Origin of the sequence: Streptomyces sp. NPDC047028 (genome assembly GCF_040644095.1) — a bacterium.
Classification (GTDB): domain Bacteria; phylum Actinomycetota; class Actinomycetes; order Streptomycetales; family Streptomycetaceae; genus Streptomyces.
The window spans coordinates 54,227-75,321 of sequence record NZ_JBEYVS010000013.1 but is presented as its reverse complement, the minus strand read 5'-3'; the positions used below and the strand labels follow the sequence as shown (position 1 = coordinate 75,321).

General features: G+C 72.0%; 23 protein-coding genes. 10 read left to right on the top strand and 13 right to left on the bottom strand.

Annotated features, from left to right (window positions below; genetic code table 11):
• Positions 1-60 precede the first annotated feature (60 nt).
• Complete coding sequence (locus ABZ854_RS14350) at positions 61-630, top strand: RICIN domain-containing protein (RefSeq protein WP_361209390.1); 570 nt, start codon at positions 61-63, stop codon at positions 628-630.
• 72 nt (positions 631-702) lie between these two features.
• Here the strand turns inward: ABZ854_RS14350 and ABZ854_RS14345 are convergent, their stop codons facing one another.
• From ABZ854_RS14345 to ABZ854_RS14335, 3 genes are read right to left on the bottom strand one after another with little or no spacing between them, the layout of a single operon-like run.
• The gene (locus ABZ854_RS14345) at positions 703-1,110 is read right to left on the bottom strand and encodes a hypothetical protein (protein ID WP_361209387.1); all 408 of its coding nucleotides are present in this window, start codon (positions 1,108-1,110) and stop codon (positions 703-705) included.
• Positions 1,089-1,397, bottom strand: coding sequence for a DUF397 domain-containing protein (locus ABZ854_RS14340; RefSeq protein ID WP_361209384.1), 309 nt, complete (start codon positions 1,395-1,397; stop codon positions 1,089-1,091). Before ABZ854_RS14340 ends, ABZ854_RS14345 begins: the two co-directional genes overlap by 22 nt.
• Positions 1,369-2,232 carry a helix-turn-helix transcriptional regulator gene (locus ABZ854_RS14335; protein ID WP_361209620.1) on the bottom strand — a complete coding sequence of 288 codons (864 nt, stop codon included), beginning with the start codon at positions 2,230-2,232 and terminating at the stop codon, positions 1,369-1,371. Before ABZ854_RS14335 ends, ABZ854_RS14340 begins: the two co-directional genes overlap by 29 nt.
• A 138-nt stretch (positions 2,233-2,370) precedes the next feature.
• Here ABZ854_RS14335 and ABZ854_RS14330 point away from each other — a divergent pair, with 138 nt between their 5' ends.
• Together ABZ854_RS14330 and ABZ854_RS14325 are read left to right on the top strand one after the other, a co-directional pair.
• Positions 2,371-2,595 (top strand): hypothetical protein, encoded by a 225-nt coding sequence (locus ABZ854_RS14330; protein WP_361209381.1) that lies wholly within the window; start codon positions 2,371-2,373, stop codon positions 2,593-2,595.
• Positions 2,595-2,999: an ATP-binding protein gene (locus ABZ854_RS14325; RefSeq protein ID WP_361209378.1), complete on the top strand. Its 405-nt coding sequence runs from the start codon at positions 2,595-2,597 to the stop codon at positions 2,997-2,999. The genes ABZ854_RS14330 and ABZ854_RS14325 overlap by 1 nt, the downstream gene beginning before the upstream one ends.
• Here the strand turns inward: ABZ854_RS14325 and ABZ854_RS14320 are convergent.
• The 4 genes from ABZ854_RS14320 to ABZ854_RS14305 form a co-directional block, all read right to left on the bottom strand.
• Complete coding sequence (locus ABZ854_RS14320; RefSeq protein ID WP_361209375.1) at positions 2,963-4,180, bottom strand: MFS transporter; 1,218 nt, start codon at positions 4,178-4,180, stop codon at positions 2,963-2,965. The two genes, ABZ854_RS14325 and ABZ854_RS14320, sit on opposite strands and share 37 nt — an antisense overlap.
• An 84-nt stretch (positions 4,181-4,264) precedes the next feature.
• The gene (locus ABZ854_RS14315; protein ID WP_361209372.1) at positions 4,265-5,314 is read right to left on the bottom strand and encodes an endonuclease/exonuclease/phosphatase family protein; all 1,050 of its coding nucleotides are present in this window, start codon (positions 5,312-5,314) and stop codon (positions 4,265-4,267) included.
• 255 nt (positions 5,315-5,569) lie between these two features.
• Positions 5,570-6,199, bottom strand: a complete 630-nt coding sequence (locus ABZ854_RS14310) for a TetR/AcrR family transcriptional regulator (RefSeq protein ID WP_361209370.1) — start codon at positions 6,197-6,199, stop codon at positions 5,570-5,572.
• Positions 6,200-6,318: 119 nt separating this feature from the next.
• Positions 6,319-7,905, bottom strand: coding sequence for an MFS transporter (locus ABZ854_RS14305; RefSeq protein WP_361209367.1), 1,587 nt, complete (start codon positions 7,903-7,905; stop codon positions 6,319-6,321).
• 198 nt (positions 7,906-8,103) lie between these two features.
• Between ABZ854_RS14305 and panB the strand changes: the two genes are divergently transcribed.
• The 3 genes from panB (at position 8,104) to ABZ854_RS14290 (ending at position 10,980) form a co-directional block, all read left to right on the top strand.
• The gene (gene panB / locus ABZ854_RS14300; RefSeq protein ID WP_361209364.1) at positions 8,104-8,970 is read left to right on the top strand and encodes a 3-methyl-2-oxobutanoate hydroxymethyltransferase; all 867 of its coding nucleotides are present in this window, start codon (positions 8,104-8,106) and stop codon (positions 8,968-8,970) included.
• Between the two features lie 160 nt (positions 8,971-9,130).
• The gene (locus ABZ854_RS14295) at positions 9,131-10,156 is read left to right on the top strand and encodes an ATP-binding cassette domain-containing protein (RefSeq protein ID WP_361209361.1); all 1,026 of its coding nucleotides are present in this window, start codon (positions 9,131-9,133) and stop codon (positions 10,154-10,156) included.
• Positions 10,153-10,980 carry an ABC transporter permease gene (locus tag ABZ854_RS14290; protein ID WP_361209358.1) on the top strand — a complete coding sequence of 276 codons (828 nt, stop codon included), beginning with the start codon at positions 10,153-10,155 and terminating at the stop codon, positions 10,978-10,980. The genes ABZ854_RS14295 and ABZ854_RS14290 overlap by 4 nt, the downstream gene beginning before the upstream one ends.
• Before the next feature lie 25 nt (positions 10,981-11,005).
• On the opposite strand, the gene ABZ854_RS14285 is transcribed toward ABZ854_RS14290, so the two are convergent.
• On the bottom strand, positions 11,006-14,296 hold the full coding sequence (locus ABZ854_RS14285; RefSeq protein WP_361209355.1) for a BTAD domain-containing putative transcriptional regulator: 3,291 nt from the start codon (positions 14,294-14,296) through the stop codon (positions 11,006-11,008).
• 96 nt (positions 14,297-14,392) lie between these two features.
• On the opposite strand from ABZ854_RS14285, the gene ABZ854_RS14280 reads away from it, so the two are divergent.
• Positions 14,393-15,193, top strand: coding sequence for a site-2 protease family protein (locus ABZ854_RS14280; protein WP_361209352.1), 801 nt, complete (start codon positions 14,393-14,395; stop codon positions 15,191-15,193).
• A gap of 4 nt (positions 15,194-15,197) precedes the next feature.
• On the opposite strand, the gene ABZ854_RS14275 is transcribed toward ABZ854_RS14280, so the two are convergent.
• Together ABZ854_RS14275 and npdG are read right to left on the bottom strand one after the other, a co-directional pair.
• Entirely contained in the window at positions 15,198-15,377 is a 180-nt protein-coding gene (locus tag ABZ854_RS14275; protein ID WP_129309465.1) for a hypothetical protein, read from the bottom strand.
• A 110-nt stretch (positions 15,378-15,487) separates the two neighbouring features.
• The gene (gene npdG, locus ABZ854_RS14270) at positions 15,488-16,210 is read right to left on the bottom strand and encodes an NADPH-dependent F420 reductase (protein WP_361209348.1); all 723 of its coding nucleotides are present in this window, start codon (positions 16,208-16,210) and stop codon (positions 15,488-15,490) included.
• Between the two features lie 107 nt (positions 16,211-16,317).
• Between npdG and ABZ854_RS14265 the strand changes: the two genes are divergently transcribed.
• Together ABZ854_RS14265 and ABZ854_RS14260 are read left to right on the top strand one after the other, a co-directional pair.
• Complete coding sequence (locus tag ABZ854_RS14265; RefSeq protein WP_361209345.1) at positions 16,318-16,935, top strand: hypothetical protein; 618 nt, start codon at positions 16,318-16,320, stop codon at positions 16,933-16,935.
• Between the two features lie 87 nt (positions 16,936-17,022).
• Positions 17,023-18,309: an MFS transporter gene (locus tag ABZ854_RS14260; protein WP_361209342.1), complete on the top strand. Its 1,287-nt coding sequence runs from the start codon at positions 17,023-17,025 to the stop codon at positions 18,307-18,309.
• Here the strand turns inward: ABZ854_RS14260 and ABZ854_RS14255 are convergent, their stop codons facing one another.
• On the bottom strand, positions 18,310-18,543 hold the full coding sequence (locus tag ABZ854_RS14255) for a hypothetical protein (protein WP_361209339.1): 234 nt from the start codon (positions 18,541-18,543) through the stop codon (positions 18,310-18,312).
• Positions 18,544-18,601: 58 nt separating this feature from the next.
• Between ABZ854_RS14255 and map the strand changes: the two genes are divergently transcribed.
• A complete protein-coding gene (gene map / locus ABZ854_RS14250) occupies positions 18,602-19,459 on the top strand; it encodes a type I methionyl aminopeptidase (protein WP_361209336.1) in 858 nt (285 codons plus the stop codon).
• An 18-nt stretch (positions 19,460-19,477) separates the two neighbouring features.
• On the opposite strand, the gene ABZ854_RS14245 is transcribed toward map, so the two are convergent.
• Positions 19,478-20,122 (bottom strand): PhzF family phenazine biosynthesis protein, encoded by a 645-nt coding sequence (locus tag ABZ854_RS14245; protein ID WP_361209333.1) that lies wholly within the window; start codon positions 20,120-20,122, stop codon positions 19,478-19,480.
• Positions 20,115-21,011, bottom strand: coding sequence for a hypothetical protein (locus tag ABZ854_RS14240; protein WP_361209330.1), 897 nt, complete (start codon positions 21,009-21,011; stop codon positions 20,115-20,117). The genes ABZ854_RS14245 and ABZ854_RS14240 overlap by 8 nt, the downstream gene beginning before the upstream one ends.
• Positions 21,012-21,095: the final 84 nt, after the last annotated feature.

Sequence of the window (21,095 nt, the reverse complement as noted above, 5' to 3'; positions counted from 1 at the left end):
CGGCCGCTCCCGGCTCGACACGCCATCCGGCGTTCCACATCGGGTACGGAAGGGAAACCGATGAGACGGTTCATCAAGAGGGTCGTCGCTCCGCTGGCGCTCGCGCTCGGCCTGGGCATGGCCCTGCCGGCCGCCGCCAACGCGACCACGCCGACCAACCCCCAGCCCTACGCCTACGGCTTCCTCGCCGCGCTCTACAAGCCGCCGTCCACCAACGGCACGTACTTCTGCATGGACGAGTACCGGCAGATCAACGGCGACGGCCGGCCGGTGGTGCTGCGGGCCTGCAACGGCTCGTGGAACCAGTTCTGGTTCTGGGACCACGACGGTCTGATCCACAGCACCAACGACGGGCGGTGCCTGTGGGCGCACTGGGCCAAGGACCCCAGCGACCACCCGGACGCCGTCGCCCGCAACTGCAACAGCGCCGACACGCACCAGCGCTGGACCCTCGGCACCGACCACTCCCTCTGCAACGCGGCCGGCACCTGCCTGGCGGCCACGAGTCTGCCCTTCCCCCGCAGTTCGTACCACCTGTACGGCTCCGGCAAGGGCACCTCGCCGAGCATCTACCAGCAGTTCGACTGGCACCACTCCGACAGCAGCACGCCGATCAACCCGAACATCTAGCCGCATCGCGGACCGCCCCGGCGTGACGACCCGAGAAGGGCCGCCCTGCCGGGGCCCAGGCGTGCCGGGGGTTCAGCTGGTTTCCCTGTGGGTGTTCCTGCGGTCGAGCATCACGAAGACCAGAAGACCGACGGCGAAGAGAAGGGCGCCTACGACCAGGAACGGCACCGGGGCGTACTCGTCGGTGCAGGTCTCGGCCCGGGCGGTCACGTGGCACACGTTGCCCGGTCCGCCCCGGTTCGAGTAGGCGAGGTAGAAGAGGGGCAGGGAAAGACCGGCGAGGCCTCCCGCGACGGCGTTCCGGTGCCCTTTCCGCAGCAGGAACACAGCGGCCAGGGCACCCAGGGCGAGCAACACCACGCCGACGGACAGCAGCGCGGCCAGGCCGAGCGCGAGGCAGCCCCCGACCGCGAGCCACGCCAGGAACCAGCCCCACTCCGAGGGGTGACCGTTCCGGACTACGACACCCTCGCGTCGCACGGTGCCTCCCGCTCCTTGAGCGCGGCGACGAAGGGGGCCCAGGCGGCGGCCGTGAGGAGGAGAGCGGGGCCTTGCGGCCTCTTGGAGTCACGCACGGGGACGAGTCCGGGGACGTTGTCGGCGACTTCCAGGCAGTTGCCGCCGCTCGCGTTGCTGTAGCTGGACTTGCGCCAGAGGGCCGCGCCGGGGAAGTCGCTTGCCACCTCGACGCATTCACCGCCGTCCCCGTTGCTGTGGCTGCTCTTGAACCAGAGCGCGTCACTCAAGTCGATCCGCTTGCCTGCCATTTCGGTAATCCTCTGCCGCCGACTTGATCATGGCCAGGGACGTGTCTGGTGACAGCGCTACGGCCCTGAGCCGATCGTATGCCTTGCGGTACTGCCGCACGAGGGCCGGATCGTCGATGGTGTCCCCACTGTAGGAAGCCTCGGTGTAGATCAGCGGTGGGGCGTCCGGGAACGTCATGACCATGATGGAGGCAACCATCAGCGGGTACGCCCCACACTTCCGCGGAACGATCTGCGGAGTGATCCGGCGTCGCCCGGTGAGCTCCACAATCCTGTCCAGCTGCGCGGCCATCTCGTCGGGTGCCACGATCGGATCGGTCAGCAGTGACTCGTGCAGAATCGCCCAGTACTCCGGCATGTGGTGGTTGTCGTCGAAGAGACGAGCACGGGCGAGTCGGGCATCGACCTTCTCTTCCACCTCCTGGTCGGACGCTGCCGGGTGGGCTGACTGGACCAGCGCCCGCGCGTACGGGGCAGTCTGAAGCAGTCCAGGGAAGGTGCTGGGCGACCACAGTTCGATGCATTCCGCGTACCTCTCGGCTTCCAAAGCCTTCTCGAAGTACTCGGCATGCGGCCCCCGTCGTGCCCTCCGCACGTCATCGCAATGCCGCTCGAAGTACCCGTCCGTCCCCAGTACCCGATCCACGTGCCGGGCCAGGTCCATCGGCATGCGCCGTTTGCCGTGCTCGATGTCGCTCAGGTGCGACTTGCCGTAGAAGCTGCCCTCAACCAACCTCTCCAGCGACAGCCCCGCCGCCTCCCGCTTCCACCGCAACTCCTTGCCGTAGAAGTCGGGGACGCTGATCGACCCATCGATGTCCTTGCGTCGGACCACGCGCTCACCGCCGTAACTGACCGTGCCGTTTCCATGGTTGGCGTCGCGGATGCGAAACCTCTTACAGGCTAGCGAGTTGGGCGACACCCTGTGATGTGTTCGTCACTGACCGCATCGAACAGAAGGCTGCCGCCCCCCATGTCCCATCCCCCCTCCCCCACGTCCTACGACATCACCCTCTGCGTGGAGAACCTCCGCGCCGCCCTCGCCCTGCACGGCATCGTGCTGCCCTCCCTACGGGCGGACCTGCCGAGCTTCGCCGGGTCGTACGCGCCGCCCGCCGGGCTCGTCGCGCTCGGGAACTGCAACGCGACCACGGCCCACGCGCTCGCCGCCGTACTCAAGAAGGCGGCGGCCGAGTGATGACCGTGCCGGAACTGCGGCTGCTCGCGACTCCGAAGGCCGTGCCGGAGTTGCGTCACCATCTGCGCGAGCACGGCTTCGACGTCCGGCTGTGCGCCACGGAGTTGCTGGCCAACGTGATCCGCCATGTGGGAGAGGGCACGCCCGTGACGGTCCGGGTGATCGGGGCGCCGGGGCGGGGACGTACCCGTGTGGAGGTCACCGACCCCGATCCCTGGGCGCTGCCCGTCCTGCTGTGCGCCGGGGCGACCGCGGAGTCGGGGCGCGGGATGGCCCTGCTCGACGCGCTGGCCGTCCGTGGGGCGTCGAACTGGGCGGTGACAGCAAGACGGTGTGGTGCGAGGTGGCCGACTGAGGCCGGGACGGCTCAGTGCCGTACCGCGTCCTGGGGTGCGGGCAGGTGACCGGTGACGACCCGGCCCGGCGACGGGGCGGCCGCTCGCCGGTCCACCGCGTAGGCCACCGCGGCCACGCCGAGGCCCAGGACCGCGAGGGCCGCGCCGGCGAGGGCCGGGGAGGTGGTGCCGAAGCCCGCCGCCAGGGCGACGCCGCCGATCCAGGCGCCGCCCGCGTTGGCGAGGTTGAAGGCCGCCTGGTTGGCCGAGGAGGCGAGGGAGGGCGCGGCGGCGGCCTTCTCCATGACCATCAGCTGGAGCGGGGAACCGGTGATGAACGCCGCCATGCCGAGGAGGGTCACCCCGAGGGCCGCGCTCCACTCCGCGCGCATGAGGAGGGGGACGAGGAGGAGCACGGCGCCGAGCAAGGCGAGGCCGCCGAAGAGGGTGCCGCGCAGGGAGTGGTCGGCGAGGCGGCCGCCCAGCAGGTTGCCCGCGGTGGCGCCCACGCCGAACAGGGCCAGCAGGAGGGTCACGCTGGACTCGGCGAACCCGGCGGAGTCGGTCAGCATCGGGGTGACGTAGCTGTAGGCCGCGAAGAGGGCGCCGAAGCCCGCCACCGTCGTACCGAGGGCCAGCCAGACGGGCAGGGAGCGCAGGGCGGCCAGTTCGCCGCGCAGACCGGTGGAGGAGGCGGACCCGCCCCGGTCGTGGGGGATCAGCGCGGCCAGGGAGGCGATCGCGGCGAGGCCGATGGCGCTGACGGCGAGGAAGGTGGCCCGCCAGCCCAGGTGCTGGCCCATCAGCGTGGCCACGGGCACGCCCGCGACGTTGGCGACGGTCAGCCCGAGGAACATCAGGGACACCGAGCGGGCCTTGCGCTCCGGCGCGACCATGCCGGTGGCGACAACGGCGCCGACGCCGAAGAACGCCCCGTGCGGCAGTCCGCTGAGGAAGCGGGCGGCGAGCAGGGAGTCGTAGCCGGGGGCGAGCGCGGAGACCGCGTTCCCGGCGACGAACAGGGCCATGAGGGCGATGAGGACCGTTCGGCGGGAGAGCCGGGCGGTGAGCGCGGCGAGCAGCGGGGCGCCGATGACGACGCCGAGCGCGTACGCCGAGACCAGGTGCCCGGCACTCGGTATGGACACGTGCAGGTCGTCCGCGACGTCGGGCAGCAGGCCCATCATCACGAACTCGGTGGTACCGATGCCGAAGGCGCCGACGGCCAGGGCGAGCAGGGCCAGGGGCATGGAGAAAGAGACCTTTCGAAGGAGTTCCGTCACGCTTATGTTCAGCTGCGGAACAAAGCCTCTCATGCTCAGCATTCCAGCGGGTTACGAGGTCGTGTCGAGGTTCACACGAGCCGCCACCGGGAGGTGGTCGCTGGCGGTGCGCGGCAGGGTCCAGGAGCTGACCGGATCGACGCCCTTCACCATGATGTGGTCGATCCGGGCCATCGGGAACGACGCCGGCCAGCTGAAGCCGAACCCGCTGCCCGAGGCGCCCTGCGTGGAGCGCATCTGGGAGGTGACGGCGTTGAGCGAGCGGTCGTTCGTCGTGCCGTTGAGGTCGCCGAGCAGCACCACCCGCTTGACCGGCTCGTCGGCGATCGCCTGGCCCAGCGCGTCCGCGCTCCGGTCGCGCTGCCGGGCGGTGAACCCGGCCTCCACCTTGACCCGGACCGAGGGGAGGTGGGCGACGTAGACCGCGAGCGGCCCCTCGGGGGTCGCCACGGTGGCCCGCATGGCGCGCTTCCAGCCGAGCCTGATGTCGACGGCCCGCACGTCCGTCATCGGGTACTTGCTCCACAGCCCGACGGTGCCCTCGACCGCGTGGTACTTGTACGTCGGCGCCAGCGCCTTCTCGTACACCGGCACGTCGGCGGCGGGCACCTCCTCCAGGGCCAGCACATCGGCGCCGGAGGAGGCGACGTCCTGGGCGGTGGCCGTCGGGTCGGGGTTGTCGGCGTTGACGTTGTGCGTGGCCACCATGAAGTCGCCGCCGCCGTCCGTCCTGTCGGTGAGCAGCCCGCCGAACAGGTTCAGCCACACCAGCGCCGGGAGCACGACGGCGATCAGTGCCGTCGCCGACCTGCGCACCAGGGCGAGGGCGAGCAGCACCGGGATGAACACGCCCAGCCAGGGCAGGAACGTCTCGGTGAGACTGCCCAGGTTGCCGATCCGGTTGGGTACGTGCGCGTGCAGCACCATCACCAGGGCGAGCAGGAGGGCGAGCAGGGCGAGGACGAGCCCCCGGCGCCAGACGCGGGGGTCGCCGCGCCAGCCGTCGAGCAGTCTCGATGCCAGGCGGCGCAGCCGGGTTCCCGGCCGCTCGGGCGCCGGGCCCGGGTTGTCCGTCTCCGTCACGTACGCCTGCTGCGCCATACCGTCTGCCTCACTGCCCGCCGTGCACACCGTTCGCTCCCCCGTGTTCGTCCGACCCTAGGGGATGATCGGTTCCGTTCCCGCCGTCCCATGACGGCCCTACGCAAGTCGAGGACGAACGGGGCGGTACGGGGGGTTCCGGTGGCCGGTGGTGCGGGCGGGTCTGTGACGAAACGCGCACATGGGCGCTACGGCATTGTCGAGCTGACGGGCTGTGAACCCTGACTGACGGGCCGTGAGGCGGACTCGACCCGACTACGGCCGTGTCGCGTCGGGAGGGCGCAGGCCGGCCAGGACCGTGTCGACGATCCTCTCGGCGAGGTCTTCCGGGAGGTCGGCGTCGGGGCGCATGACGCTGCGGACGAGGATCGGGCCGACGAACATGTCGTTGGCCAGTTCCAGGTCGACGTCCGTGCGCAGTTCACCGTCGCGCCGGCCGCGCCGCAGCACCTCCAGGCCGAGGTCGCGCCGGGGCAGTATGACGCCCGTGTGGTACGCCTCCCACAGCTTGGGGCTGCTCTTGATCTGGGCGTGGACGTTGTGCAGGATCGCCGAGGAGCGGTGGGCCAGACCGCGCAAACGCAGGGAATCCAGCAGGACGACGAGGTCGTCGCGCATGGAGGTGCCGGGGAGTTCGGGCTCGGGGGGTTCGGCGGCGCGTACGACGTCGACGAAGAGCTCCTCCTTGCCGGCCCAGCGGCGGTAGATGGTGGCCTTGCCGACACCGGCGGTGCGGGCGACGCGCTCGATGGAGAGTTCGGCGAAGGGGACGCCGTCCTCCAGGAGTTTCATCACGCCCTCGATGATGGCCCGTTCCACCGCCTCGCTGCGGGGGCGTCCCCGGGCGGGGCCGTCCGTGCGGGGCCGGTCGGCGGCAAGACTCACGTCATTCGTCCCTTCACTGTGCTGCGGGAATTCTCCCGCAGCCGCCTCCTCCCCCCGTAGTGACTCCTCGGTCGTTCACTCGCTCGCGGTGGCCGGCTCCCCCCGCCGGCCCCGCCGCGTCACTCGCCCGCTGCGACCAACTGCGGCTCCTGCTCGTCCTGCCGGCCGGCCGGCGGCTTGCCCGGCAGGAACGCGGCGACCACCACGGCGCCGACGAGCGCGACACCCGCACCCCACAGGGCGGTGACGTGCATGGCGTGCAGGAAGGCGTCGTTGGCGGGGGTGACCAGGGCCTGGCCGTTCCGGCCGAGCTTCTCGGCGATGCCGAGGGTGGCCTCGATGGACTCGCCGGCGGTGTCCCGCAGGTTCGGCGGGAGCGCGCCGAGCTTGCCCTCGATGCCGTTGCGGTAGGCCGTGGACAGCACCGAGCCGAGGACGGCGATGCCGAGCGCGCCGCCGACCTGGCGGAAGGTGTTGCTGAGAGCGGAGGCGGAGCCGGCCTTCTCACGCGGCAGGGCCTGCATGATGACGACGGAGGTCGGCGTCATGATGTGCGCCATGCCGGTGCCCATGAGGAAGAAGATGACCTCCAGGAGCCAGATCGGCGTGTCGGCCTCGAAGGTCGCGAACGTGGCCAGGGTCGCGGCGATCAGCACCAGCCCGCCGGTGGTGGTGGCCTTGTTGCCGAACCGGTCGACGACCAGCCGGGCGCGCGGCGCGAAGATCATCTGCGCGGCGGCCAGCGGCAGCATCATCAGGCCGGCCTGGAGCGGCGAGTAGCCGCGCACGCTCTGGATGTAGAAGACGGAGAAGAAGGTGACGCCCATCAGCGCGAAGAAGACCAGCGCGATGGCGGCCATGGCGGCCGAGAAGACCTTGTTCTTGAAGTAGGTGACGTCCAGCGACGGGTGGTCGCTGCGCTTCTCGAAGACGATGAACGCGGCGAGCACGGCGGCACCGCCGAGGATGGCCGCGAGCACCTTCGGGTCGGTGAAGTCGGCCAGCTCGCCGCCCTTGATGATGCCGTAGACCAGCAGGACCAGGCCGACGACGGACAGGACCACGCCGACGGGGTCGAGGCGGCCCGGCTTGGGGTCGCGGGAGTCCGGCACCAGCCACAGCATCAGCACGAACGCGAGGATCACGATCGGCACGTTGACGAAGAAGACGGAGCCCCACCAGAAGTGGTCCAGCAGCTCGCCGCCGGTGATCGGGCCGATGGCGATGGCGAGGCCGACCCCGCCGGCCCAGATGCCGATCGCCTTGGGCTGCTCCTCGCGCTCGAAGACGTTCATCAGCACGGCGAGGGTGGCGGGCATCACGAAGGCGGCGCCGAGCGCCATCACCGCGCGGTAGGCGATCAGCTGATCCGGCGAGCCGGACTCGGCGGCCAGGGCCGAGCCGATGCCGAACAGCAGGATGCCGCCGAGCAGCACCTTCTTGCGGCCGACGCGGTCCCCGACCAGCCCGGCGGTGAACAGCAGGCCCGCGAAGACCAGGGTGTAGGCGTTGATCGCCCACTCGATCTCGCTCTGGGTGGCACCCAGACCGGTGGGCGCCGGGCTGGAGATCGTCTTGATGGCGACGTTCAGGATCGAGTTGTCGAGCACCACGATGAGCAGGCTCAGCATGAGGACGCCGAGGATGGCCCAGCGGCGCCGGTGCACCGCTTCCGGTATCCGGGAGGCAGGGGCGGAGGTTGTCATGTGTGCGATCCTACGGCCATTTCAATACGGCACCGTCTCGTATCTGAATTACTTTACTCAGACCTTACTCACCAGGGAGTTTGCCGAGCCTCAGGGATCACAGGCGGGCCCTCTGGCCCTCACTGACACGAGGTGCCACCATGGAAGGGATCCGGGGACGCCGTCAGGGCGCCTCGAGATGACTGAAGGAGCGTTGCAATGACGCAGCTTTCGGCTGCCCAGAACAAGCCCTCCGACGGCAGCAAGGCGCTGTACGGGGGCAAGGGCACGCGCCGCATCACCGTCCGCGACATCGCCCTCGCCAAGGAGCGGGGCGAGAAGTGGCCCATGCTGACCGCCTACGACGCGATGACCGCGTCCGTCTTCGACGAGGCCGGTATCCCGGTGATCCTCGTCGGCGACTCGGCGGGCAACTGCCACCTCGGGTACGAGACCACCGTGCCCGTCACCCTCGACGAGATGACCATGCTGTCGGCGGCCGTCGTCCGCGGCACGACCCGCTCCCTGATCGTCGGCGACCTGCCCTTCGGCTCCTACCAGGAGGGCCCGGTGCAGGCGCTGCGCTCGGCGACCCGGCTGGTGAAGGACGCCGGGGTCGGCGCGGTCAAGCTGGAGGGCGGCGAGCGGTCGCACGAGCAGATCCGGCTGCTGGTGGAGTCCGGCATCCCCGTCATGGCCCACATCGGGCTGACCCCGCAGTCCGTCAACGCGATGGGCTACCGCGTCCAGGGGCGCGGCGAGGAGGCCGCGCAGCAGATGCTGCGCGACGCCAAGGCCGTACAGGACGCGGGCGCGTTCGCGGTCGTCCTGGAGCTGGTTCCGGCGGAGCTGGCGGCCGAGGTGACCCGGGTGCTGCACATCCCGACCGTCGGCATCGGCGCCGGCCCGGAGACGGACGCGCAGGTGCTGGTGTGGACCGACATGCTGGGGCTGACGCCCGGGCGCGTGCCGAAGTTCGTCAAGAAGTACGCCGACCTGCGTGAGGTCATGGGGAACGCGGTGAAGGAGTTCGCCGAGGACGTCGTCTCCGGGACGTTCCCGCAGGAGGAGAACTCCGTCCACTGAGCCACGGGCCTCACGGGCCCACCGAGCCATCGCGGCACCACCCTCGACAGCCCGCCGACCGTCCCCCGTCGGCGGGCTGTCGCCGGTGTCGGGTCACTGTCGGTCCGCTTGTCGGTTCCTTGTCGGCCGTTTGTCGGCGGGCGCTGGCACTGTCGTCCCCATGACACGCATCGACGACAACCCCGCCGGCGTACACCACGCCGTGACCGTACGGGGACTGGTCAAGCACTACGGCGAGACCAAGGCGCTGGACGGCGTCGACCTGGACGTGCGCGAGGGCACCGTGATGGGTGTGCTCGGGCCGAACGGCGCCGGCAAGACCACCCTCGTACGCATCCTGTCCACCCTCCTCGCCCCCGACTCGGGCCACGCCACCGTCGCCGGCTACGACGTCGTGCGCCAGCCCCGCCAGCTGCGCCGGGTGATCGGCCTCACCGGCCAGTACGCGTCCGTGGACGAGAAGCTCCCCGGCTGGGAGAACCTCTACATGATCGGGCGGCTGCTCGACCTCCCCCGCAAAGAGGCCCGCGCCCGCGCCGACGAGTTGCTGGAGCGGTTCTCGCTGACCGAGGCCGCCAAGCGCCCCGCGAGTACCTACTCCGGCGGCATGCGGCGCCGCCTCGACCTGGCCGCCTCCATGATCGGCCGGCCCGCCGTGCTGTACCTGGACGAGCCGACGACCGGCCTCGACCCCCGCACCCGCAACGAGGTCTGGGACGAGGTGAAGACCATGGTCGGCGACGGCGTCACCGTGCTGCTCACCACCCAGTACATGGAGGAGGCCGAGCAGCTCGCCTCCGAGCTGACCGTCGTGGACCGCGGCAAGGTCATCGCGAACGGCGGCATCGAGGAGCTGAAGGCCAGGGTCGGCGGGCGCAGCCTGCGCGTCCGGCCGCTGGACCCGATGGAGCTGCGCCCGCTCGCCGGGATGCTGGACGAGCTGGGCATCACCGGCCTCGCGAGCACGACGGTCGACGCCGAGACCGGGACACTGCTGGTGCCGATCCTCAGCGACGAGCAGCTGACCGCCGTCGTCGGCGCGGTCACCGCGCGCGGCATCACGCTGTCGTCCATCACCACCGAACTGCCCAGCCTGGACGAGGTGTTCCTGTCACTCACCGGCCACCGTGCCAGTGCCCCGCAGGAGTCCGTCCCCGCCGACGCCCGCCAGGAGGTCGCCGTATGAGCGCCACCGTCACCACCGTCACGACCACTCATGTCCCCGCCGACCCTCGTATCTCCCTGCGCGGCCACCTGCGGCACACCGGCGCGCTGATCCGCCGCAACCTGCTGTGGATCCGGCAGGACCCCGAGTCGATGTTCGACGCGCTGCTGATGCCGATCGTGTTCACGCTGCTGTTCGTGTACGTCTTCGGCGGCTCGATCGGGCAGGCGCTCGGCGGCGGTCAGGAGAGATACGTCCAGTACGTCATCCCCGGCATGCTGGCGATGATGAGCATGACCCTCTCCCAGGGCGTCGGCACCGGGTTCAGCCAGGACTTCAACAGCGGTGTCATGGACCGGTTCCGGTCGCTGCCGATCGGCCGCGGCTCGGTGCTGTTCGCGAAGATCGCGGTGGAGCTGGGCCGGATGCTGTTCGCGACGGCGGTGCTGATGGTCGTCGCCGTCCTGGTCGGTTTCCACATCCACCACTGGGCGGGCCTGTTCGCGACCGTCGGGCTGTCCGCCGCGTTCGCCTCGTCGATCATGTGGGTGTTCCTCACCCTCGGCGTGATGCTGAAGAACGCGCAGTCCGTGCAGGCCATGGGCTTCCTGGTGCTGTTCCCGCTGCAGTTCGGCTCGTCGATCTTCGCGCCGACGAAGTCGATGCCGGGCTGGTTGCAGGCCTTCACCGACTACAACCCGCTGTCCACGCTGGCCGACTCGGCCCGCGGGCTCATGGTGGGCGGTCCGGTCGCCCACGACCTGTGGGTGACGCTGGCCTGGTCCGTGGGCATCACCGCGGTGATGGCGCCGGTCGCTATCCACAAGTTCCGCACGAAGAGCTGACCGACGGAGCCGGCCCGTGGGCGGCTCACACGAGGGCGGTGGCCTCCGCGAGGGAGAGGCCGCCGCCCTCGGCGTACGCGGACCGGTACGCCTGCTCGTCCAAGGACTCCCGGATCCGGCTCACCGTGCGGTCGTACACCCGCCGCTCCACCCCGGAGGGCACGTGGCCGTCGGGCAGCAGGGCGTCGGCGGCGGCGAGGCAGCGGGCGGCGTCGCGGGCGCGGCCGCCGCCGTCGACGCGGGCGAGGGCCATCGCGGCGACGTGGAGGCAGATGCTGTTCAGGTGCGGGGTGATGGCCTGGGCCAGCGGGTCGCCGGCGAGCCGCAGCGCGTCGCGGATCCGGGTGAGGGCGTCCTCGGGCGCGCCGTCGAGAGCGTCCAGCCAGGCCTCCTGGCTGAGGATCAGCGCGTCGAAGACGACGAAGTGGGCGATCCTGAAGTCCTCGCGCAGCAGCTGTAGTTGCCGGCGAGCCTCGGCGGTGCGGTCGGTCAGGCCGAGCCAGCAGGCGAGGAAGATCCGGGCGGCGGGCCGCGCCTCGCTGCCGCTGCCGTCGTCCCGGGCGAGGACGTCCCGCAGCAGCCGCTCGCCGCGCTCCGCCTCGCCGGTCTCCATGAGCACGTTGCCGAGCCGGGCGTTGAGCACCGCCATCTGGGCACGGGCACCGAGGCGTTCGGCGTGTTCGACGGCCGCCGAGTAGGCCGCGACGGCCTCCTGGTGGTCGCCCTTGCGTTCGTGGGCCTCGCCGCGGGCGGACAGCGCCTCGGCGGCGCCCCAGACGTCACCGAGGCGCTGGTAGATCTCCAGGGCCTCGTCGGCGTCGCGGCCGGCGTCGCCCGCCCACGCGGTGCGGTTGGCGAGGAGGTTGGCGCGCAGCTGGAGGGCTCCGGCCAGCTCCCACTCGTAGCCGTCGAGGCTCCGGCAGGTGTCCACGGCGGCGTCGAGGATGACACGCAGCCGGTCGACGCCGTTGGTGAGCATCTCGGCGAAGAACCACACCATGCCCGGGGTGCGGCAGGTCTGCGGCAGGCCGGGCTCGTAGACCTGGGTGATGACACGCAGCTTGGCCTGGGCCTCGGGGGTCTGCCACAGGTCGAGCTCGGTGTCCATGCAGGCGAGATGGGCGAGGTGGACACCGCGCCGGGCCTCGGCGAGGAGTTCCCCGGTGAGCGGGGGCGGCACGTCGGTGCAGCGCTGCCAGACCGGTTCGGCCCGGCGCACCGGCTCGGTGAACGGGTCGGGGCCGAGCGCCATGACCTCGCTGCACCAGGTGCGGGTCTCGATGCGCAGGTCGCGCATCTGCCAGAACCAGACCATGGACAGCACGAGCGACAGGCCCTCCTGCTCGTCGCGTACGGCGACGGCGTGCCGCAGGGCGGTGCGCAGGTTCTCGTACTCCAGCTGGAGCCGTTCGATGGCGGCGCGCTGTCCGGAGCCGCGCAGCAACGGGTCGGTGGTGCGGGCGAGTTCGCGGTAGTACGTCAGATGGGCGCGCTCGGCGGCGGTCCGGTCGCCGGTCTCGTCGAGCCGTTCGGCGGCGTACTCGGCGACGGTCTCCAGCAGCCGGTAGCGCATCGCGCCGTCCGCCGACGGGGCGGCGACCACGAGGGACTTGTCGACGAGGGAGCCGAGCGCGTCGAGGGCAGCGGGCCCGCACACGGCTTCGGCGGCGGCCAGGTCGCAGCCGCCGGCGAACACCGACAGGCGGGCCAGGACGCCGCGTTCGTCCGCGTCGAGCAGCCCCCAGGACCAGTCGACGACGGCGCGCAGGGTCTGCTGGCGGGGCAGCACGGTGCGGCTGCCGGAGGTGAGCAGCCGGAAGCGGTCGTCGAGCCGGTCGGCTATCTGGCGGGGTGTCAGCATGCGCAGCCGGGCCGCCGCCAGCTCGATCGCCAGGGGCAGGCCGTCCAGGCGGCGGCAGATCTCCGCGCAGGCCGCCGGGTCACCGGCCACCTGGAAGTCCGGCCGGGCGGCGGTGCCCCGGTCGGCGAGCAGGCGCAGCGCGACCGGCTCCGGGAGCGGGTCCACGGGCCGCACCAACTCCCCCGGCACGCCGAGGGGTTCGCGGCTGGTGGCGAGCACGGTCAGTCCGGGGCAGCGGGCCAGCAGGAGCTGGGCGAGGTGGGCCGCGGCCTCGACGACGTGCTCGCAGTTGTCGAGGATGATCAGCATGCGGCGCCGGGCGCAGTGCTCCAGGAGCCGCGCGACGGGGTCGTCGCTGCGCTCGGACACCGCGCGCATGCTCTCCACGCCCGCCCCGTGCAGCACGGTCTCGCGGGCGCCGATCGCGGTGAGGACGGCCCGCGGTACGGCGTCGGGGTCGTCCACTGGCGCGAGTTCGGCCAGCCAGACGCCGTCGCGGACGGTGTGCCGTACGGCGTCGGCGGCCTCCTGGGACAGCCGGGTCTTGCCGGCGCCGCCGGGGCCGAGCAGCGTGACCAGCCGGGCGGCGGCGAGGTCGGCGCCGATGGCCGCGATGTCGGTCTCCCGGCCGACGAACGAGGTGAGCCGGGCGGGCAGGTTGCCGAGCGCCGGTGCGGCGGGGCCGGGCGGGGGCTCTCTCGTTCCGCCGGGCGCGGGTTCGGACTGGGGCTCGGTCAGCAACGCGGCGTGCAGGGCGCGCAGTTCGGGCCCGGGGTCGGAGCCGAGCCGGTCCGCGAGCAGCCGTCGTACGTCCTCGTAGGCGGCCAGCGCCTCGGCGGGGCGGCCCGCGTCGCGCAGGGCGCGCAGCCGGAGCGCCTGGAGGGGTTCGTCCAGGGGGTGGCCGTCGCAGAGGGCGGCCAGTTCGGGCAGCGCCTGTTCGGCCTGGCCGAGGGCGAGGGCGGCGGTGTGCCGGCCGCGCAGGGCGTCTAGGCGGCGGGTCTCCCAGCGGGCGGCGTCGGCGGTGTGGTCGGGCAGGTCGGCCAGCGGCGGGCCGTGCCACAGGGCGAGGGCGTCGTCCAGGACAGCGGCGGCCTTGGCCGCGTCGCCGTCGGCCAGGGCGCGCAGGCCGTCGCCGGTCAGCCGGTCGAAGCGGGTGAGGTCGACGTCGTCGGGGGTGGCGGTGAGCCGGTAGCCGCCCTCGGCGGAGGCGACGGCGTCCGCGCCGAGGGCCCGGCGCAGCCGGCCGACCAGCGCCTGCAACGCGCCGGCCGCGTCGGCGGGCGGATCGGCGCCCCACACCTCGTCGACGAGCACTCCGGCCGGCACGGTCCGCCCGGCCCGCAGCGCGAGCACGCACAGCAGGGCACGCAGCCGCGCCCCGCCGACGGGGACGGCCGTGCCGTCGGGGCGGAGCGCCTGGGTGGGTCCGAGGAGGCGGTATCGCACGGGGTCCATTGTCACCGGGGACGCCGGGTCACCGCTTCCGGGTTTCGGATACGGTCGAACCGGCCCGGCCCACGCACCCCGACGCACCCTGAGGAGTCCTCACCCATGACCACCGCCGCCACCCGCCGCAGCGACCGCCGGGTCAGTCCCGTGTTCGTCGGGATCCTGGCCGTCACGGGCGTGACCGGGTGGGCGACCTGGACGGGATTCGCCGAGCAGCGGGGCGTCGCGGTGTTCCTGTTCGTGACGGCGGCCTGGCTGGTCTCCCTGTGCCTGCACGAGTACGCGCACGCCCGGACCGCCCTGCACAGCGGGGACATCTCGATCGGCGCGAAGGGCTACCTCACGCTGAACCCGATGAAGTACACGCACGCCCTGCTGAGCGTCGTACTCCCGGTGCTGTTCGTGATCATGGGCGGCATCGGTCTGCCGGGCGGCGCGGTGTTCATCGAGCGGGACCGCATCCGGGGCCGCTGGCGGCACAGCCTGATCTCGGCGGCGGGCCCGCTGACGAACGTGCTGTTCGCGCTGGTCTGCACGGCCCCGTTCTGGCTGCACGCCCTGGACGGGGTGCCGAGCGACTTCCGGTACGCGCTGGCGTTCCTGGCGCTGCTCCAGGTGTCGGCGGCGATCCTGAACTTCCTGCCGGTCCCGGGCCTGGACGGCTACGGCGTGGTCGAGCCGTGGCTGTCGTACGGCGTCAAGCGCCAGATCCAGCCCTTCGCGCCGTACGGCCTGCTGTTCGTGTTCGCGCTGCTGTGGGTGCCGTCGATCAACCTGGCGTTCTTCGACCTGGTCGACGCGGTGCTGCGCGGCCTGCACGTGGACACGGGCTTCTCGGACTGCGGCTACTGGCTGTACCGGTTCTGGGAGGGCACGCCGGACATGTGCACGCCCGGCGCGTAGCGGATCAGCCGGTGACGGACTTCGTCGCCTTGGCACGCTTGACGTAGTACCAGGTCATGTTGGACGTGAGGCCCGCCAGCAGCACCCAGACGATCCCGAGCCAGCTGCCCTGGGCGAAGGAGACGACGGCGGCGGCCACGGCGAGGACGCAGACGACGAGGGTGTAGAGGGCGATCCGGGGCATGGGGGTCGGGCTCCTGTCGGGGACACGGGTCGGACTGCTGCGGTACTGCTCTGCGGTACCGCTCTGCCGTACCGCTTCGCCGACCAGTGTCCCTCATCCCTCTCCCCGGCTCACACGTCGGTGACGCGGAGCCCGGCGTGCGCCTTGTACCGGCGGTTGACGGAGATCAGGTTCGCGACCAGCGACTCGACCTGGTGGGCATTGCGCAGCCGGCCGGCGAAGACGCCGCGCATGCCGGCGATGCGGCCGGCCAGCGCCTGCACGATCTCCACGTCGGCCCGCTCCTCGCCCAGCACCATAACGTCGGTGTCGATCTCGTCGATGTCCGGGTCCTGGAGCAGGACGGCGGAGAGATGGTGGAAGGCGGCGGCGACCCGGCTGTCCGGCAGCAGGGCGGCGGCCTGCTCGGCGGCGCTGCCCTCCTCGGGCTTGAGGGCGTACGCCCCCTTCTTGTCGAAGCCGAGGGGGTTGACGCAGTCCACGACGAGCTTGCCGGCCAGGTCCGCGCGCAGCGAGGCCAGGGTCTCGCCGTGGCCGTCCCACGGCACGGCGACGATCACGATGTCGCTGCGGCGCGCGGTCTCGGCGTTGTCGGCGCCCTCGACACCGTGACCGAGTTCCCCGGCGGCGGCCTGCGCGCGCTCGGCGGCACGGGAGCCGATGATCACCTTCTGGCCGGCCTTGGCGAGGCGGTAGGCGAGGCCCTTGCCCTGCGGGCCGGTGCCGCCGAGCACGCCGACGACGAGGCCGGAGACGTCGGGCAGGTCCCAGGGGTCCTTGGCGGGGGCCTTCTGCGCCGCGCCGCCGGTCTCGCTGGAGGTCGTTGAGGTCATACGCCGACTCTACGGTGATCGGCGCCGCCGCGGGGAGCGTCACCGGGGCGGGCGAATTCGGGGTGAACGGCGGGTGGCGGGCGCGGGGTTGGTACAGGATGCGGCGCATGGACGCCGTACGGGTCGCGCTGCTGCGTGAAGTGCTCGCCGGAACCGAGTGGCTGGACGCCACGCGCCGCTTCGCGGGCGTGCTGCGGGGGTCGGTGGTGGCGCACGGCGGGGGTCTGCTGCTGGTGGGGACGGCGGAGTACGAGCCGTGGCACCTGGCCGCCCACCTCGTGGACGAGGCCGCGTGGTCGGGCACGCCCGAGCTCGCCCCGACCCTGGTACGCCACCACGCCCGCCCGTCCGACCCGGCCCACCTCGCAGTGGGCCCCGGCCGGATCGAGGCGGCCCGCCGCGGGGAGACGCTGCTGGTGGTGGCGCCGGAGGGACCGCGAGCGCGTCCGGCCGAGCCGGCGGAGCTGCTGGAGCGGGTGCACGCGGCGCGGCGGGCCGGGGTGACGGTTCTGTCGCTGGGGGCGGGCGGGGGTGAGCTGGCGGCGATGTCACACGACACGCTGGCCGTACCGGCCGGGGCCGAGCTGGACCTGGACAGCGTCCAGCACCTGGTGAGCGCGGCGGCCGGGGAGAACGCGGGGCCCCCACGGTCCCGCCGGCGCTTCCGCGACCGCCTGACGCGCCTCGCCGAAGCCCTGACGGCCCCGCCGCCGGCGCCTTGGTAGTCGCTTGGCCCACTTCTCAGCAGGCCGAGTCGGGCGGGTGGGAAAAGTATTTGCCTGCCGCCGGGCGGCGATCGAAGATGGCTCCCCGTGACCCTGCTGCCCGACCTCGCCCCCTGGAAAGCCTCGCTCGACTTCCGCAGACTCTGGCTCTCCGGCCTGATCAGCAACTTCGGCAGCTTCCTGACCTTCGTCGCCCTCCCCGTCCAGCTGAAGGACCTCACCGGCTCGGCGGCAGCCGTCGGCGCGATCGGCGCCGTGGAACTGCTCCCCCTGATCCTCTGCGGCCTGTACGGCGGCGCCCTCGCCGACGCCTTCGACAAGCGCCGCCTGATCGTGTGGACCGAGGCCGGCCAGGGCCTGCTCAGCGTGGCCCTGCTGGGCAACGCCCTGCTGCCGCACCCCGCCGTCTGGCCGCTGTACCTCGTCGCCGCGCTGTCCTCCGCGATGGGCGCCGTCCAGCGTCCCGCCCTGGACTCCCTGTGGCCCCGCATCGTCGCCCACGACGACATGGCCGCCGCGGCCTCCCTGAACTCGCTGCGCTGGACGGTCGGCGGAGTCGCCGGCCCGGCCCTCGCGGGCGTGGTCGTCGCGTACGCGGGCCTCGGCTGGGCCTACGCCACCGACCTGCTGACCTTCGCCGTCTCGCTGGCGTTCATGGTGCGCATCGCCCCCTCCCCCGCCTCCCACGAGGCGGCGAAGCCCTCGCTGAAGGCGGTCGCCGAGGGCGCCCGCTACGCCTGGAGCCGCAAGGACCTCCTCGGCACGTACGCCGTCGACCTCGCGGCGATGTTCCTCGCCATGCCGCTCGCGGTGCTGCCGTTCCTCGCGGACGACCTGGACGCCCCCTGGTCCCTGGGCCTGATGTACGCGGCCCTCCCGGCGGGCGCGCTGCTGGTGAGCCTGACCAGCGGCTGGACCTCGCGCGTCCACCGCCACGGCCGCATGGTCGCTCTCTCGGCCGCCGGCTTCGGCGTGGCGGTGGCTGGGGCGGGCCTCGTCCGCGACGTCTGGCTGGTACTGCTGCTCCTGGCGGCGGCCGGCGCCTTCGACATGGTCAGCGGGGTCTTCCGGTCCGCCATGTGGAACCAGACGATCCCGGACGAGCTGCGCGGCCGCCTCGCCGGGATCGAACTGCTGTCGTACTCGGTGGGCCCGCAGCTGGGCCAGGTCCGCGCGGGCGGCGTGGCCGCCTGGGCGGGCGTCCGGGCCTCCGTCTGGTCCGGCGGACTGGCCTGCGCGGGCGCGATCGGCCTGCAGGCGCTGTGCCTGCCGGGCCTGATGAGGTACGACGCCCGGACGAACGAGCACTCGGTGCGAATGCGAGAGCGCCGCGCGGCCGCCACGAAGCCCGCCGCCGAGACGGTGACCGGCTGATCAGTCCTCCCCCTCCGCCGCACCGCCGTCCCGGTCGTGCCAACGCGGATCGTTCTCCCACTCCAGGTTGCGCTCGCGCACGAGGTCCATGGCCCGCGCGGCCTCCTGGGGGCTGGCGTACGGCCCGAAGCGGTCCTTGGCCGGGCACTCGGGGCCCTCCTCGACCTTCTTGTGCTTCAGGCAGTAGTACCACTCGCCCGGCTTGCCCACCGTGCGCTTCTTGAACAGGGCCATGATCAGCTCCTTCCGCCACCGCCATCGTTCCCCATGCCCGCTGGTTAGACTCGCAGGCATGTCTGGCCAGTCGCTGCTCGTACCAGGGGAGCTTTCTCCCACCCGTTCGGTCCCCGGAAACATCCGCCGCCCCGAGTACGTGGGCAAGCCCGCGCCGGCGCCGTACACGGGACCGGAGGTGCAGACCCCGGAGACCGTGGAGGCGATGCGGATCGCCGGGCGGATCGCCGCGCAGGCGATGGAGGAGGCGGCGAAGCTCATCGCCCCCGGCGTCACCACCGACCAACTGGACAAGGTCGCCCACGAGTTCATGTGCGACCACGGCGCCTACCCCTCCACCCTCGGCTACCGCGGCTTCCCCAAGTCGCTGTGCACCAGCGTCAACGAGGTCATCTGCCACGGCATCCCGGACTCGACGGTCCTGCGCGACGGCGACATCGTCAACCTGGACGTGACGGCGTACATCGGCGGAGTGCACGGCGACAACAACGCCACGTATCTCGTCGGCGACGTGGACGAGGAGAGCCGCCTGCTGGTCGAGCGCACCCGCGAGTCCCTGAACCGGGCGATCAAGGCGGTCCGGCCGGGCCGGCAGATCAACATCATCGGCCGGGTCATCGAGTCGTACGCCAAGCGCTTCGGCTACGGCGTCGTCCGCGACTTCACCGGCCACGGCATCAGCTCAGCGTTCCACTCCGGCCTGATCATCCCGCACTACGACAGCCCGCACGCCACGACGGTCATGCAGCCCGGCATGACCTTCACCATCGAGCCCATGCTGACCCTGGGCACCCACGAGTACGACATGTGGGACGACGGCTGGACGGTCGTCACCAAGGACCGCAAACGCACAGCCCAGTTCGAACACACCCTGGTCGTCACGGACACGGGAGCGGACATCCTGACCCTGCCGTGACCCCGGCGGCCGTGGCCGTCAGCGTTCCAGCACCACCCGTCCCCCGACCTCCACCCACCCCTGCGGCTGGGGTGCCGTGAGGATCTGGGAGCCCTTGCCCTGGGTGATGTTGAGGGCGCGGCCGAGTTGGTCGGTGAGGAGGAGGGCGGCGGCGCCGGTGGCCTCGTCCTCGGTGATGCCGTCGTCGCGGCCGGGGAAGGCGCGGGCGCGGATGCGGCCGGCGGCCTCGTCCTCCCAGGCCCAGGCGTAGAGCCAGTCGCCGGGCGGGGGGACGGGGAGCGCGTCGACCTCGGCCGCCGTGCCGTACTGGCGCAGCGTGCGCGGTGGGGCCCACTCCGCGCGGGCCTCGATCCAGGTGAACTCGCCGTCCAGGCGGGTGCCGACCACCCCGGCGGGAGTGACCAGTTCGGGCACGTCGAGGAGCCAGGCCGTGCCGACGCAGGGGTGGCCGGCGAACGGCAGGCGCAGGGTGGGGGTGTAGATGTCGATGACGCCGCGCTCGGGGTCGTCCACGAACACGGTCTCGCTGAAGCCGAGTTTGGCGGCGAGTTCCTGCCGGTCGCCCCGCTCGGGGAGGTGGGAGCCCTCGCGGACGACGCCGAGTTCGTTGCCGTAGCCGCCGTCGGGGCCGCAGAAGACGCGGAGTACGTCGTAGTCAGTCACCCGGGAATTGAAACATCGCGGCCTTCGCGAGCGCGTCCCAGGCGGGGTCTCCGCCGGGGAGGGGCCACGAGGGCAGGTACGACGGCTCGTAGGCGACGTCGGCCACGGCGTTGCCGTAGGCCTCGTCCACCGCCGCGCGCTGCCGGTCGGTGGACGAGGTGGCGGGGCGGGCTGCGAGGCGTTCCATGAGGTGCCGGTGGCCCTCGGTCATGGTCTCGGCTTCCTCGCGCCATGCCTCGACGTCACTGAGGCGGGTGAGGACGAGGCAGGGCGGTGTGCCGCCCTCCGCGAGTGCGGCCACCGCGCGGTCATGCCCGTCGAGAATCAGCCAGCCGTCGAGGAAGGGCACCCACCACAGTAGTACCGGCGCGAGGGTGCCCTCGCGGGCGTGCTTGCGGTAGGCCTTCACCCGGGGGGCGCCGGGTGGGGAGAGCCGGCGCAGCGGCAGGACGCCGTGCCAGCCGCCGCCGCAGTACAGCTCCAGGCTGCCGCCGGGCCACCCGGTGACGAGGTCCTCGCTCCAGATGCCGGGCGCGAACCAGGTGCGCGTCGAGATCTGCCAGCGGCCGTCGTACAGGGGCGACTCCTCGGCCTCCTCCAGCCGGCGCGCGTAGGAGTGCGGCCGGTTACCAGCTGAGCGCATCTCCTGCGAGGTCAGGGGTGGGATGGGTGAGCGGTAGCCGTCGAGGCGGTGCAGAGCCAGGTCGTGGCAGCAGCCGTCGCCGGTGAGCCGGCCGAGCAGCACGGGGCGCGTTCCCTGCCGCAGCACTTTCAGCCGGCCCTCTCCGGCGATCTCGAAGCGCAGCTTCCCGGGACCGGGCCTGCCTCCGATCTCCAGGACCACTCGGCCCGCCCCCAACAGTTCCCTGCGCGCGTTCCCGTTCCCCATGCCGGCCACCCTCCCACCCCTTGGCGCCCCTTACCGGTTATGGGCGCTCTCTTCAAGCCGTCGACATCAAGCCGTGTCTGTGAT

Excerpts from the sequence above, each read along its gene's own strand:
- ABZ854_RS14295 (WP_361209361.1), top strand. The coding sequence starts at position 9,131 with ATGACACGCATCGACGACAACCCCGCCGGCGTACACCACGCCGTGACC.
- npdG (WP_361209348.1), bottom strand. The coding sequence starts at position 16,210 with ATGACCTCAACGACCTCCAGCGAGACCGGCGGCGCGGCGCAGAAGGCC.
- ABZ854_RS14255 (WP_361209339.1), bottom strand. The coding sequence starts at position 18,543 with ATGGCCCTGTTCAAGAAGCGCACGGTGGGCAAGCCGGGCGAGTGGTAC.
- ABZ854_RS14275 (WP_129309465.1), bottom strand. The coding sequence starts at position 15,377 with ATGCCCCGGATCGCCCTCTACACCCTCGTCGTCTGCGTCCTCGCCGTG.
- ABZ854_RS14330 (WP_361209381.1), top strand. The coding sequence starts at position 2,371 with ATGTCCCATCCCCCCTCCCCCACGTCCTACGACATCACCCTCTGCGTG.
- ABZ854_RS14350 (WP_361209390.1), top strand. The coding sequence starts at position 61 with ATGAGACGGTTCATCAAGAGGGTCGTCGCTCCGCTGGCGCTCGCGCTC.
- ABZ854_RS14340 (WP_361209384.1), bottom strand. The coding sequence starts at position 1,397 with ATGGCAGGCAAGCGGATCGACTTGAGTGACGCGCTCTGGTTCAAGAGC.
- ABZ854_RS14320 (WP_361209375.1), bottom strand. The coding sequence starts at position 4,180 with ATGCCCCTGGCCCTGCTCGCCCTGGCCGTCGGCGCCTTCGGCATCGGT.
- ABZ854_RS14290 (WP_361209358.1), top strand. The coding sequence starts at position 10,153 with ATGAGCGCCACCGTCACCACCGTCACGACCACTCATGTCCCCGCCGAC.
- ABZ854_RS14280 (WP_361209352.1), top strand. The coding sequence starts at position 14,393 with ATGACCACCGCCGCCACCCGCCGCAGCGACCGCCGGGTCAGTCCCGTG.
- ABZ854_RS14325 (WP_361209378.1), top strand. The coding sequence starts at position 2,595 with ATGACCGTGCCGGAACTGCGGCTGCTCGCGACTCCGAAGGCCGTGCCG.
- ABZ854_RS14305 (WP_361209367.1), bottom strand. The coding sequence starts at position 7,905 with ATGACAACCTCCGCCCCTGCCTCCCGGATACCGGAAGCGGTGCACCGG.
- ABZ854_RS14285 (WP_361209355.1), bottom strand. The coding sequence starts at position 14,296 with ATGGACCCCGTGCGATACCGCCTCCTCGGACCCACCCAGGCGCTCCGC.
- ABZ854_RS14265 (WP_361209345.1), top strand. The coding sequence starts at position 16,318 with ATGGACGCCGTACGGGTCGCGCTGCTGCGTGAAGTGCTCGCCGGAACC.
- map (WP_361209336.1), top strand. The coding sequence starts at position 18,602 with ATGTCTGGCCAGTCGCTGCTCGTACCAGGGGAGCTTTCTCCCACCCGT.
- ABZ854_RS14315 (WP_361209372.1), bottom strand. The coding sequence starts at position 5,314 with ATGGCGCAGCAGGCGTACGTGACGGAGACGGACAACCCGGGCCCGGCG.
- panB (WP_361209364.1), top strand. The coding sequence starts at position 8,104 with ATGACGCAGCTTTCGGCTGCCCAGAACAAGCCCTCCGACGGCAGCAAG.
- ABZ854_RS14240 (WP_361209330.1), bottom strand. The coding sequence starts at position 21,011 with ATGGGGAACGGGAACGCGCGCAGGGAACTGTTGGGGGCGGGCCGAGTG.